General features: G+C 62.0%; 14 protein-coding genes. 7 read left to right on the forward strand and 7 right to left on the reverse strand.

Annotated features, from left to right (window positions below):
* Window positions 1-83 precede the first annotated feature (83 nt).
* Entirely contained in the window at window positions 84-1,253 is a 1,170-nt protein-coding gene (locus CKW35_RS10515) for a 1-acyl-sn-glycerol-3-phosphate acyltransferase (RefSeq protein ID WP_080640993.1), read from the forward strand.
* Between the two features lie 121 nt (window positions 1,254-1,374).
* On the opposite strand, the gene CKW35_RS10520 is transcribed toward CKW35_RS10515, so the two are convergent.
* Complete coding sequence (locus tag CKW35_RS10520; protein ID WP_016484887.1) at window positions 1,375-1,635, reverse strand: hypothetical protein; 261 nt, start codon at window positions 1,633-1,635, stop codon at window positions 1,375-1,377.
* A gap of 159 nt (window positions 1,636-1,794) precedes the next feature.
* On the opposite strand from CKW35_RS10520, the gene CKW35_RS10525 reads away from it, so the two are divergent.
* The gene (locus CKW35_RS10525; RefSeq protein ID WP_016501484.1) at window positions 1,795-2,001 is read left to right on the forward strand and encodes a hypothetical protein; all 207 of its coding nucleotides are present in this window, start codon (window positions 1,795-1,797) and stop codon (window positions 1,999-2,001) included.
* Between the two features lie 167 nt (window positions 2,002-2,168).
* On the opposite strand, the gene CKW35_RS10530 is transcribed toward CKW35_RS10525, so the two are convergent.
* The gene (locus tag CKW35_RS10530) at window positions 2,169-2,753 is read right to left on the reverse strand and encodes a YajG family lipoprotein (protein ID WP_016484885.1); all 585 of its coding nucleotides are present in this window, start codon (window positions 2,751-2,753) and stop codon (window positions 2,169-2,171) included.
* Window positions 2,754-2,898: 145 nt separating this feature from the next.
* Between CKW35_RS10530 and CKW35_RS10535 the strand changes: the two genes are divergently transcribed.
* Window positions 2,899-3,132, forward strand: coding sequence for a hypothetical protein (locus tag CKW35_RS10535; RefSeq protein ID WP_060517690.1), 234 nt, complete (start codon window positions 2,899-2,901; stop codon window positions 3,130-3,132).
* 600 nt (window positions 3,133-3,732) lie between these two features.
* Complete coding sequence (mqo, locus tag CKW35_RS10540; RefSeq protein WP_016484883.1) at window positions 3,733-5,241, forward strand: malate dehydrogenase (quinone); 1,509 nt, start codon at window positions 3,733-3,735, stop codon at window positions 5,239-5,241.
* 56 nt (window positions 5,242-5,297) lie between these two features.
* On the opposite strand, the gene CKW35_RS10545 is transcribed toward mqo, so the two are convergent.
* The 3 genes from CKW35_RS10545 to CKW35_RS10555 form a co-directional block, all read right to left on the reverse strand.
* Window positions 5,298-5,588, reverse strand: coding sequence for a PA4642 family protein (locus tag CKW35_RS10545; protein ID WP_016484882.1), 291 nt, complete (start codon window positions 5,586-5,588; stop codon window positions 5,298-5,300).
* Window positions 5,589-5,656: 68 nt separating this feature from the next.
* Window positions 5,657-6,127, reverse strand: a complete 471-nt coding sequence (locus tag CKW35_RS10550; protein WP_016484881.1) for a hypothetical protein — start codon at window positions 6,125-6,127, stop codon at window positions 5,657-5,659.
* A gap of 50 nt (window positions 6,128-6,177) precedes the next feature.
* Window positions 6,178-6,735, reverse strand: a complete 558-nt coding sequence (locus CKW35_RS10555) for a hypoxanthine-guanine phosphoribosyltransferase (RefSeq protein ID WP_012270498.1) — start codon at window positions 6,733-6,735, stop codon at window positions 6,178-6,180.
* A 160-nt stretch (window positions 6,736-6,895) separates the two neighbouring features.
* On the opposite strand from CKW35_RS10555, the gene upp reads away from it, so the two are divergent.
* Window positions 6,896-7,534, forward strand: a complete 639-nt coding sequence (gene upp, locus CKW35_RS10560; protein WP_016484880.1) for a uracil phosphoribosyltransferase — start codon at window positions 6,896-6,898, stop codon at window positions 7,532-7,534.
* A gap of 2 nt (window positions 7,535-7,536) precedes the next feature.
* Window positions 7,537-8,811: a uracil-xanthine permease family protein gene (locus CKW35_RS10565; RefSeq protein WP_016484879.1), complete on the forward strand. Its 1,275-nt coding sequence runs from the start codon at window positions 7,537-7,539 to the stop codon at window positions 8,809-8,811.
* 132 nt (window positions 8,812-8,943) lie between these two features.
* On the opposite strand, the gene hemH is transcribed toward CKW35_RS10565, so the two are convergent.
* Window positions 8,944-9,960: a ferrochelatase gene (hemH, locus tag CKW35_RS10570; protein WP_016484878.1), complete on the reverse strand. Its 1,017-nt coding sequence runs from the start codon at window positions 9,958-9,960 to the stop codon at window positions 8,944-8,946.
* Between the two features lie 13 nt (window positions 9,961-9,973).
* Window positions 9,974-10,879 carry a TIGR01777 family oxidoreductase gene (locus CKW35_RS10575; protein ID WP_016484877.1) on the reverse strand — a complete coding sequence of 302 codons (906 nt, stop codon included), beginning with the start codon at window positions 10,877-10,879 and terminating at the stop codon, window positions 9,974-9,976.
* A gap of 187 nt (window positions 10,880-11,066) precedes the next feature.
* Here CKW35_RS10575 and CKW35_RS10580 point away from each other — a divergent pair, with 187 nt between their 5' ends.
* Window positions 11,067-12,053, forward strand: coding sequence for an NAD(P)/FAD-dependent oxidoreductase (locus CKW35_RS10580; RefSeq protein WP_095115855.1), 987 nt, complete (start codon window positions 11,067-11,069; stop codon window positions 12,051-12,053).
* Window positions 12,054-12,061 lie beyond the last annotated feature (8 nt).

Genomic DNA, 12,061 nt, shown 5'->3' on the forward strand with positions numbered 1-12,061 from the left:
CTGTTTACAGGGCCTGTGTGTGTCCGAGCCGTTTTTCGGAGCCCGCCCCTACCTATTACCCTAGCCGTTTCCAACAAGAGAGCATGATGGGCGAATTCGATGCCATCCGACCGTACGACGACGCTGAGGTGCCTGCCGTCCTGGCACGCCTGCTCAGCGACCCGGCATTCCTCGATATCCTCACCCACTTCCGCTTCCCGCGTGCGGCCGGTGCTCTCGGCTGGTTGCTCAAGCCGCTGATTGCCCGCCGCCTGCGCAAGGAGTTTGCCGGCGTCACCTGCGTTTCGACCTTGCAGGACAAAGTCGAGTACTACGTCGACCAGACCATCGACCGCGCCACCGACGGCGTTACTTATTCGGGCGTGGAACAGCTCAAGGCAGGCACCGCCTACCTGTTCCTGGCCAACCACCGTGACATCGTCATGGACCCGGCCTTTGTCAACTACGCGGTGTACCACGCAGGCTTGCCCACCCCGCGCATTGCCATTGGTGACAACCTGCTGCAAAAGCCCTTTGTCAGCGACATGATGCGCCTGAACAAAAGCTTCATCGTGCACCGCTCGATCAGCGGGCGCCGCGAGAAGCTGGCGGCTTACCAGTTGCTCTCGGCCTACATCAACCACTCGATCCGCAACGACGCCACATCGATCTGGATCGCCCAGGCCGAAGGCCGCGCCAAGGACGGTGACGACCGTACCGATTCGGCGATCCTCAAGATGTTCCACATGAGCCGTAAGGACGAGCCGTTCGGTGCGGTGATCCAGAGCCTCAACCTGACGCCGGTGTCGATCAGCTACGAATATGATCCGTGTGACCAGGCCAAGGCCCGCGAGCTGTACATCCGCGCCACTACCGGTACCTACACGAAGGCACCAGGCGAGGATGACAACAGCATCGCCAAGGGCATTACCGGCTACAAGGGCCGCGTGCACATCAACTTCACCGCGCCGGTGACCGCGTACCACGAGGATACCAAGCAGCTGGCAGCGGAAATCGACCGGCAGATCCTTGGCGGTTACCGCCTGTTCCCGGTGCACTACCTGGCCTATGCGATGTGGGAAGGCAAGGACGAAGCGTTGCAGGTGCCGAGTGCCGAGAAGGTGTTCCCGGCGGACGAGCTGGCCAAGGCCAAGGAAGAATGGCAGCGTCGGCTGGATGCCTGCCCCGAAGAGCAGCGGCCTTACCTGGTGCTGCAGTATGCGACGCCAGTGCGTAACCAGTACCAGGTCAGGCAGCAGGCACCTGTAGCCTGATCGATCCCGGGGGCTGCGTTGCAGCCCAATCGCGACACAAGGCCGCTCCCACAAGGAGTACGCAATTCCCTGTGGGAGCGGCCTTGTGTCGCGATGGGCCGCAACGCGGCCCCAATGGTTCTCAGACCCAGGTACTGAACCAGGACAACAGCAACGCCATCGCCAGGCACGAAAAACCAAGAATGTAGAAGTAGCGTGGCACCCGCAGGTCGAACGCGTCCACCACCCCCTCCTCCACAGCCATGTATTCGCGGGTCTCGGCCTCGCGTCGCCGGGCACTGTGCAGCAGCAACCCGCCGGGGCAGGTCAGCAGCAGCGCCAGCAGGTTGATCAACTTGGTGGGATGGGCGGCCAGAAACCCCCAGAGCACTTGCAAGGACATCACGCAACCTCGGTGTGAGAAGCGGCAAAGGCCCGCATTCTACCCAACTCGCTGCCCCGCGCCCGGTATGGGCGACAAACTGTCATTAAATTTCATCTGTCATCCGCTCGTCATCTGAACAGGCCACCCTGTCGGCCTTTCATGACCCGGAGCTTGTTCATGTTGCACGCCGAAAACCAGGACCGCCTCTACCTCGTTGCCCAGAGCGATGAACAACAGGCTTTGATCGATGGTTTTGCCATCAATGTGCAGGACCGCCAGTGGCTGGTCTACTGTGCGTTGGGCGGGCATGTGCATGAAGATTTGCCGGAGGTGGATGCCGGGACGGGCTTCAGCTTGCTGGATTTCTACGTAGAAGCAGCGTAAGCCTGAACCGGCCTCTTCGCGGGTGAACCCGCTCCCACAGGGACCGCACCGGATCCGAGGCCTGCGCTGGACCTGTGGGAGCGGGTTTACCCGCGAAGAGGCCAGCACAGGCAACAAAAAACCCGCTACCTGACACAGGGAGCGGGTTTTTTCATGCAGCCAAACGCTTACTGGCCCAGTACCTGCCCGATGGTCGGGTCTTTGAACAGGCGGGTCAGGGCATCGCTCAGCACATCGCCCACCAGCTGGGTGTTGGTGTCCTGGTTCGGCGCCATGCCGAAACGCTGGTCCAGCGAAGCGCCGTAACGGCCGCTGTAGCTACGGCCGCCATTGCGCACGTCGGCACGGAACGTGGCGCCGATGGTGGCCTCGGTCACGTACAGGTTGTCTTTGGGCGACTGATATTTCAGCTCGGCCAGGGTCACGGTCAGCTGGGGTGCACCAGAGGCGTTCGGCGTAGGGGTGAAGCCGAGCAGACGCACAGCAGCTTCGGCCTGGGCCTGCAGCTTGGGCACCACGTCATTACCGCTGACGCTGATGGTGCTGGTCTCGGGGTACATGCCACCACGGGTACCCAAGGATTGCGAAGGCCGGCCGTCAACCACCCGGACCACGACCGGCTGGCCGTGGCCCACCGGGGCGAGCTGAGCCTTGAGCGTGGGTTGCGGGTTAAGTTGTTGCGGGCTGTGGGCACAACCGACCAGGCTGAGGCTGGCCACGGCGATCAAACCGAACAACAGACGTTGCAACATGCGCGTTTCTCCAGAAAATGCGGCAAAGGCCCACAGTATACCTAGCCAGGCACAGACCAGTCATCGGCCCGACCCGCTTGTCACAATCGTTTCATGGCCACGCCCTTATCCTTGCGCCAAGCCCTCACGCAAAGGACTCGCCGCCATGGCCTCGCTCTGGACTCTGCTCTTCCAACGCCCGCGCCACACCGCCTACGCCCGCCTCGATGCCCAAGGCAAATGCCTGGCCTTCAAGCAATGCAGCCAGGTACCGAGCGGCAGCGGCTGGGTTCAGGTCAGTGAAATCCAGCTGGCCTGGCTGGGTCGCGAACTGCCCGCCGACGCCAGGGTTTGCGCCCGCGCAAGCCGCCGCTGGCACCAGCGCATCCTCGCGGCCTGACAAACGCTGCAATAAAAACCACGAATGGCGACATTTCTGCCCGCGACATCGCTATAATCTCCCCCCGATTATAAGGACGTCTCCTGATCGGGCCCCGCACTCGCCGATTGACCCCGGCAACTTCACCGCTTCGCCCACAGAGAGCCTTCCACTCAGGTCTTGCATCGGCTGTCGTGCCTGCTTTTCCGGCCCTTCACACTGCATGAACCTGCGGGTTGCCATCGCGCAGTCCCCTTTTGAGGTTCACGTCTCCAAAAGAGCGTGAAAAAACGGTTTTCACAACTTCACAAGAGTGTGGCGAGCAAATGAACAGTCTGGCATGTGCAAAAGCGGCAGATGTGTCCCGAACAGCCCTGAACAGGCGGCAACTGCGCTCATCCCGTATGAGTGTCTGAACCGTTCCATAACGCACGCACGACACCTTGACCATAAGTCGAATTGCCGCACCCGTGGCAAACGGCGTTCAATAGCTGAACCCGAAGACTGATTGGCGGTGTCCGCGGAAGTTGCAAGAACTGCGAAAAGTCGGACATGGCGACCCTGGCTACCCCAGGTCCTATGCTGTCAATTAGGTAGCTGTAGATTGTGGAGACGCGTTAAATGGCGCAGAACGAATCGGTTGATGTAGTACTGGTAGGCGCGGGCATCATGAGTGCCACCCTGGCCGTACTGCTGAAGGAGCTTGACCCGACCCTGAAGCTTGAGGTCGTCGAGGCGATGGACTCCGGAGCCGCGGAAAGCTCCAACCCCTGGAACAACGCAGGTACCGGCCACGCTGGTCTGTGCGAGCTTAACTACACGCCCCAGGCCGCCGATGGCAGCATCGACATCAAGAAGGCCGTGCACATCAACGCCCAGTTCGAGGTTTCGCGCCAGTTCTGGGCTTACCTGAGCAAGAAGGGCAACTTCGGCTCGGCGCGTGCATTCATCAACCCTGTCCCGCACCTGAGCTACGTCGAGGGTGACAAGGGTGTTTCCTTCCTCAAGAAGCGCTTCGAGCTGCTCAAGCAGCACCATGCCTTCGCCGAGATGGAATACACCGAAGACAAGGCGGTGATGAACGACTGGATGCCGCTGATGATGCCTGGCCGCCCAGCCGACCAGCACATTGCAGCTACCCGTGTAGCCAAAGGCACCGACGTCAACTTCGGCGCCCTGACCAACAAGCTGCTCAAGCTGCTGGGCGACTCGCCGGACGCGCAGGTGAAGTACAGCAAGAAGGTCGTCGGCCTGCGCCGTAACGGCAGCGGCTGGACCGTGAGCATCAAGGACGTCAACAGCGGCGGCAGCCGCGAAGTCGACGCTCGCTTTGTCTTCCTCGGTGCCGGTGGCGCGGCCCTGCCGCTGCTGCAGGCGTCCGGCATCCCGGAAAGCAAAGGCTTCGGCGGCTTCCCGGTCAGCGGCCAGTGGCTGCGTTGCGACAACCCGGAAATCGTCAAACAGCACCAGGCCAAGGTCTACAGCCAGGCCGCCGTGGGCGCCCCGCCGATGTCGGTACCGCACCTGGATACTCGCGTTGTGGACGGCAAGACTTCGTTGCTGTTCGGCCCGTACGCCGGTTTCACCACCAAGTTCCTCAAGCACGGTTCGCTGATGGACCTGCCGCTGTCGGTGCGCATGGGTAACATCGGCCCGATGCTGGCCGTGGCCCGTGACAACATGGACCTGACCAAGTACCTGGTCAGCGAAGTGATGCAGTCGATGGAGCAGCGCCTGGAAGCCCTGCGTCGCTTCTATCCGCAGGCCAAGGCCGAAGACTGGCGCCTGGAAGTGGCTGGTCAGCGCGTGCAGATCATCAAGAAGGACCCGAAAAAAGGCGGTGTGCTGCAGTTCGGTACCGAGCTGGTCTCGGCCCAGGACGGCAGCCTGGCCGCGCTGCTCGGTGCCTCGCCAGGCGCTTCGGTGACCGTGTCGATCATGCTGGAACTGATCGAACGCTGCTTCCCCGAGCAGGCCAAGGGTGCCTGGGCTGCCAAGCTCAAGGAAATCTTCCCGGCGCGCGAGAAAACGTTGGCAACCGATGCTGCCCTGTACCACAAGATCAGTGCCGAAAACGACGTGGCGCTGGACCTGGTGGAAAGCAGCCCGGCGGCCAAGCATTACGCCTGAACCGACCGGTAACGAAAAAACGCCCCTCGGGGCGTTTTTTTGTGCCTGGATCTCTATCAACCGCGGGCGCGGTCGATGATCTCGATGTACTCAGGCGCATTGCGCTGGTCGGCGATCTGCTCAACGAAGGTTTTACCGTGCTCGTCCTTGCCATCCAGGTCCAGGCCAGCTTCGACAAAGAAGCCGACAAAGCGCTCGAAATCGTCTACGCGCAGCCCACGGTAGGCCTTGACCAGCTTGTGCAGCGACGGCGAGGTCACACCATCGGCCGGTTCGAACTGAAGGAACGACTTGATGTAGTCGTCGCTGATTTCGTCGCCGATTACCTGTTTCTTGTCTTTACGCATTGCCGACTCCAACTGGACCATCACGGGATTTCGAAGGCCGGCAGTTTACCCCTCGCAGGCCGCGTGCCTCAACGCGTACGTACGGTACCAGTGTGCAGGTCGGCCCAGATGTGACCATTGCCGTAGGTGAGAAACTGCACATACAAGGTTTCGTTGCGTAGCAGGTCCATGATCACCCGGTAGTCACTGACCGGGTAATTCAGGCTCAAGGTGCGGCTTTTTTCGTCATACACAGGCTTCTTCAGGCTCTTGGCCGCTTCGCCATCGAAGGTCAGCAGCACCTGGGCGATGGTCGCACCTTTGCTCAATGGCTTTCCCTTCAGGCGCACCTGCAACGAAGAGGTGATCGGGATAGGCTGCTGGTCGGACTGGCGCTGGGCCCCCACCACCACCGAGTAATCGGTCACTTGCAGCAGTTGCTGGCCGGTCGGCGCTTCCTGACGCAGTGACTGGTCGTCAGGCGGCAGGAACTGGCTGTGCAGCGGTGCGGCGGCCAGTGGCAGGCTGACCGCCAACAGGAGGGGAAGAATCGCACGCATGTGAGGCTCCTTGAATGAAGGAGCACTCTAGCATGCAGGGCGGCGCTTGATTACAGCCCCTTGACGGCGAAAATGCCGTTGGCATTGCGCCAGTAGCCTTTGTAATCCATACCGTAACCGAAGATGTAGCGGTCGACACACGGCAGGCCCACGTAGTTGGCCTTGAGGTCCGGGCTGGCCTTGCGGTCGTGGTCCTTGTCGATCAGCACCGCGGTGTACACCGAGCGTGCGCCGGCATGCTTGCAGAACTCGATGATGGCGCTGAGGGTGTGGCCTTCGTCGAGGATGTCGTCGACGATCAGCACATCACGGTCGATGAACGACACTTCCGGCTTGGCCTTCCAGAACAGCTCACCGCCGCTGGTCTGGTTGCGGTAGCGGGTGGCGTGCAGGTACGAAGCTTCGAGCGGGAACTGCAAGTGGGTCAGCAGTTTGCCGGAGAAGATAAGGCCACCGTTCATCACGCAGAACACCACCGGGTTCTTGTCGTGCAGGTCCTTGCAGATCTGCTCGCCGACGTTGGCGATGGCCGCTTCGACTTCGGCTTCGGTGTACAGGCAGTCAGCTTCACGCATGACTTGACGGATGTGCTCGAGATCGGCGGACATGGCGCTCTCCGGGGGTGCATTTTGGAAAAGCGGGCAAAGGTACGCATCCGCTCGTCCCAGATCAAGCATTTATGGACTAACGTCCAAAATGACCAGACGACAGCACAGGTTGAATAGATTAATCTAGCGCGGTTTTTTTGCCCGCCTTTCGGAGCCCCCTATGCCCACTCGTGAGATCCGCCACCCGCTGATCCGCCACAAGCTCGGCCTGATGCGCCGTGCCGATATCAGCACCAAGAATTTTCGCGAACTCGCCCAGGAAGTCGGCGCGCTCCTGACCTATGAAGCCACCCAGGACCTGCCACTCGAAACCTACGAGATCGACGGCTGGTGTGGCAAGGTGCAAGTTGAAAAAATTGCCGGCAAGAAGATCACGGTAGTCCCCATCCTGCGCGCCGGCATCGGCATGCTCGACGGCGTGCTCAGCCTGATCCCAGGTGCCAAGGTCAGTGCCGTCGGCGTTGCCCGCAACGAAGAAACCCTCGAAGCCCATACCTACCTGGAAAAACTCGCGCCGGACATCAACCAGCGCCTGGCCCTGATCATCGACCCGATGCTGGCCACCGGCGGTTCGATGGTCGCCACCATCGACCTGCTGAAAAAGGCCGGCTGCAAAGAGATCCGGGCCATGGTCCTGGTCGCCGCGCCAGAAGGCATCGACGTGGTGGAAAAAGCCCACCCGGACGTGAAGATCTACACCGCCTCGATCGATCAGCGCCTGAACGAACACGGCTACATCGTGCCGGGCCTGGGCGATGCCGGTGACAAGATCTTCGGCACCAAGCAAAAGGACGCCTGACCATGCAGGACGGCTTCAACGACCCGCTCTGGCGCCAGGTCGTTTCGGGCGCGCAGATGCTCTTCGTGGCATTTGGCGCGTTGGTGCTGATGCCACTGATCACCGGCCTCGACCCGAACGTCGCGTTGTTCACCGCCGGCATCGGCACGCTGCTGTTCCAGCTGGTTACCGGCCGCCAGGTACCGGTTTTCCTGGCCTCCAGCTTTGCCTTCATCACCCCGATCATCCTCGCCAAGGGCCAGTTCGGCCTGGCCGAGACCATGGGCGGCGTGATGGCTGCAGGGTTCGTGTACACCTTCATGGGCCTGATGGTAAAAATCAAAGGCACCGGTTTTATCGACCGCATGCTGCCGCCTGTGGTGATCGGCCCGGTGATCATCTCCATCGGCCTGGCCATGGCACCGATTGCCGCCAACATGGCAATGGGCAAGGGTGGGGACGGCGTTGCGTTGATGCCCTACAAGACCGCCATGCTGATCTCCATGCCAGCCCTGCTGACAACCTTGATCGTCGCCGTGTTCGGCAAAGGTATTTTCCGCCTGGTCCCGATCATCTCCGGCGTGCTGGTGGGCTTTGCCCTGTCGTTCGCCTTTGGCGTGGTCGACACGGCCCGGATAGCCGCCGCACCGTGGCTGGAAATCCCCAATTTCACCGCACCGGCGTTCAACTGGCAGGCCATCCTGTTCATCGTCCCGGTTGCCCTGGCGCCGGCCATCGAGCACATCGGCGGGGTGATCGCGGTCGGTAGCGTGACCGGCCGTGACTACCTGAAAAAGCCTGGCCTGCACCGTACCTTGCTAGGTGACGGCCTGGCCACCACGGCAGCCGGCCTGTTCGGCGGCCCGCCCAACACCACCTACGCGGAAGTAACTGGCGCGGTGATGCTGACCAAGAACTACAACCCGAAGATCATGACCTGGGCGGCGGTCTTCGCCATTACCCTGGCGTTCATCGGCAAGTTCGGCGCGCTGCTGCAAAGCATCCCGGTGCCAGTGATGGGCGGTATTCTGTGCCTGCTGTTTGGTTCGATCGCGGCGGTGGGCATGAACACCATGATCCGCCACAAGATCGACCTGGCCGAAGCGCGCAACCTGGTGATCGTGTCGGTAACCTTGGTGTTTGGTATCGGCGGCGTACTGATCGGCAGCGGTGACGGCCCGGACGACTGGGGCCTGAAGGGCATCGCCCTGTGCGCCATCGTGGCGATTGCCCTGAACCTGATCCTGCCGGGTAATGATGGATGGAAGCACAAGCAGCTGGATGATCACTTGCCTTGATCCGGCTTTAACCCGAACCGCCCCTATCGCCGGCAGGCCCGCCCCCACAGGTACACCACAGGCTTCAGATACTGTGTTGCTCCTGTGGGAGCGGGCTTGCCGGCGACAGGGCCGGTACAGGCAGCCGCAATGTCAGGCCTTTTCGCACATCTGCGCCAGCACCCTCACCCACTCCGGGTGATCATTCAGGCATGGCACCAGCACCAGCTCCCGCCCGCCAGCCTCGACGAACTGTTCGCTGCCCCGCATACCGATTTCTTCCAGCGTCTCGATGCAATCGGCCACGAACGCCGGGCACATCACCAGCAACTTTTTCACACCGGCCTTGGCCAGCTCATCCAGCCGCGTCTCGGTGTACGGTTCGATCCACTTGTCCCGACCCAGCCGTGACTGGAACGATACCGACCATTTGCCATCCGGTATGCCCATGCTCTGCGCAAAGGCTTTGGCCGTAGCCAGGCATTGCCCGCGGTAACACACCGCACGCACCTCGGCGGATGCACCGTGACAGCAATCGGCGGTACGCAGGTCGTGCTTGCTGCCCTTCGGAAACAGCTTCTTCAAGTGCCGCTCGGGCAAGCCATGGAAGCTCAGCAACAGGTGGTCGTAATCCTGTTCCAGGTAAGGCCGGGCGCTGGCAGCCAGCGCCTCGATGTATTCAGGGTGCTCGTAGAACGGCTGCAGCACGCGCATCTGCAGCGGCAGCTGGCGTTCGTTGACCACCTGTTTGGCCAGCTCGACCACAGTGGTCACGGTACTGTCGGCAAACTGTGGATAAAGCGGTGCCAAGGTCACCTTGCGCACGCCTTGAGCTGCCAGGCGTTCCAGCACTTCGGGCAAGGCTGGCTGGCCATAGCGCATGGCAATCTCCACCGGGCCATGGGGCCAGTGCTCGACCATTGCGGACTGTAAACGGCGGGTCAGCACCACCAGCGGCGAGCCTTCCTCCCACCAGATCGAGCCGTAGGCATGCGCCGACTGCTCCGGGCGTTTGAGCAGTATCAGCGACACCAGCAAGCGCCGCACCGGCCAGGGCAGGTCGACAACATACGGGTCCATCAGAAACTGGTTGAGGTAGCGGCGCACATCGGCAACCGAGGTGGATGCCGGAGAACCCAGGTTGACCAGCAGCAGGGCGTGATCGGTCATGCAGCGTCCTATGTCAGAGGCGGCTGGACAGGTCGTCCAGGGCCGATTGCAGATCGTTGAAACGGAAGGTGAAGCCAGCCGCCAGCAAGCGTACCGGGCGTGCCCGCTGGCCGCCCAGCAGCAAGGTCGACATCTCCCCCAGGCCAGCCTTGAGCAACAATGACGGCACCGGCAGCAGCGCCGGCCGATGCAGGGCCCGGCCCAGGCGCCTGGCGAACTCACGGTTACGCACCGGCTCCGGGGCGCAGGCATTATAAGGACCGCTGGCATCCTTTTGCTGCAAGAGAAAATCAATCAGGGCGACCTGATCGTCTATATGGACCCACGGCATCCATTGCCGCCCATCACCCAATGGCCCGCCCAGCCCCAGCTTGAAGGGCACGCGCAGGCGCGACAAAAAGCCGCCATCGCTGGCCAGCACCAGCCCGGTGCGCACCAGCACCACGCGGATCCCCTGTGCCAGGGAGCGCTGGGCCGTTTCTTCCCAGGCAATGCACAACTGGCTGGCGAAATCTTCGCGTACCGGTGGCGAAGCCTCGGTCAGCTCGCGTTCGCCACCGTCACCGTACCAGCCCACCGCAGACCCGGAGATCAGCACGTCCGGGCGTTGCTCACGGGTGCCCAACCAGGTCAGTAATTGCTCGGTCAGGGTGACCCGGCTAGCCCACAGCAGGTTGCGCCGGGCAGCCGTCCAGGGCCGATCGGCAATCGGCGCACCGGCCAGGTTGACCACCGCATCAAGGTGATCGTCCGCCTCCAGTTGCTCCAGCCGGGCGATGCCACGCACGCCACTGCCACATATTTTCGCCACCTGTTCAGGTCGCCGGCTCCAAACCGTAAGCCGGTGCCCCTGGCCAAGCCAGTACTGGCAAAGATGCTTGCCAATCAACCCGGTGCCGCCTGTCAGCAATATATGCATGGCTGTGTCCTCGCAGAATGCGGCGGTGGTCTATTTTTAACATCAAGGCACTTTTTTGACCCGACGCTCTCGGATAAACATAGGCCAACCTGACCGCCAAAGCGGTATAACCTTATACAGAATTTCTGGATTGTACAGGTTTGCCTGACAGCGTAGTCTGCTAACAGCAAGGTTTGAAGAGGCCATCATGACAGTACCTATTGCCATCATCGGGGCCGGTATCGCCGGCTTGTCAGCCGCCCAGGCCCTACAAAAGGCCGGGCAATCCGTGCATCTGTTCGACAAAGGCCACGGCAGTGGCGGGCGCATGGCCAGCAAGCGCAGCGAGGCCGGCGCGCTGGACCTCGGCGCCCAGTACTTCACTGCCCGGGACCGGCGCTTCGTCGAGCAGGTGCAACAGTGGGTTGCCGCCGGCTGGGCCGAGCAGTGGAAGCCACAGCTGTACGACTACCGTGATGGCGAGCTCACTCCCTCCCCTGACGAACAGACCCGCTGGGTAGGCGTGCCACGCATGAGCGCCATTACCCGTGGCCTGCTCAAGGATGTGACGGTGAACTTCGGCTGCCGTATCGCCGAGGTGTTCCGTGGCAAGCAATACTGGCACCTGCAAGACACCGAAGGCTGCAGCCATGGCCCTTACAGCCGGGTGGTGATTGCCGTGCCGGCACCGCAGGCCACGCCACTTCTGGCCTCCACCCCAAAACTTGCCGCGGTGGCTGCGGGCGTGCAAATGGAACCTGTGTGGGCGGTCGCCCTGGCCTTCCAGACACCTTTGGACACCCCGATGCAAGGCTGCTTCGTGCAGGACAACCCGCTTGACTGGCTGGCCCGTAACCGCAGCAAGCCCGGCCGCGATGAGCAACTCGATACCTGGGTGCTGCACGCCACGTCTGACTGGAGCCGGCAGCACATCGACCTGCCCAAGGAAGAAGTGATCGAACAGCTGTGGGGCGAGTTTGCCGAGCTGGTCGGCTGCGTGGTGCCGGCGCCTAACTTCGCCCTGGCCCACCGCTGGCTCTATGCGCGCCCCAGCAGCAATCACGAGTGGGGCGCACTGGCCGATGCTGACCAAGGCCTGTATGCCTGCGGCGACTGGTGCCTGTCCGGGCGAGTCGAAGGCGCGTGGCTCAGCGGCCAGGAAGCGGCGCGCAGACTGCTCGAACACCTGGAATGATTTAGCGC

Source organism: Pseudomonas sp. Irchel 3F3, from assembly GCF_900187545.1.
GTDB classification, from domain to species: domain Bacteria; phylum Pseudomonadota; class Gammaproteobacteria; order Pseudomonadales; family Pseudomonadaceae; genus Aquipseudomonas; species Aquipseudomonas fortuita.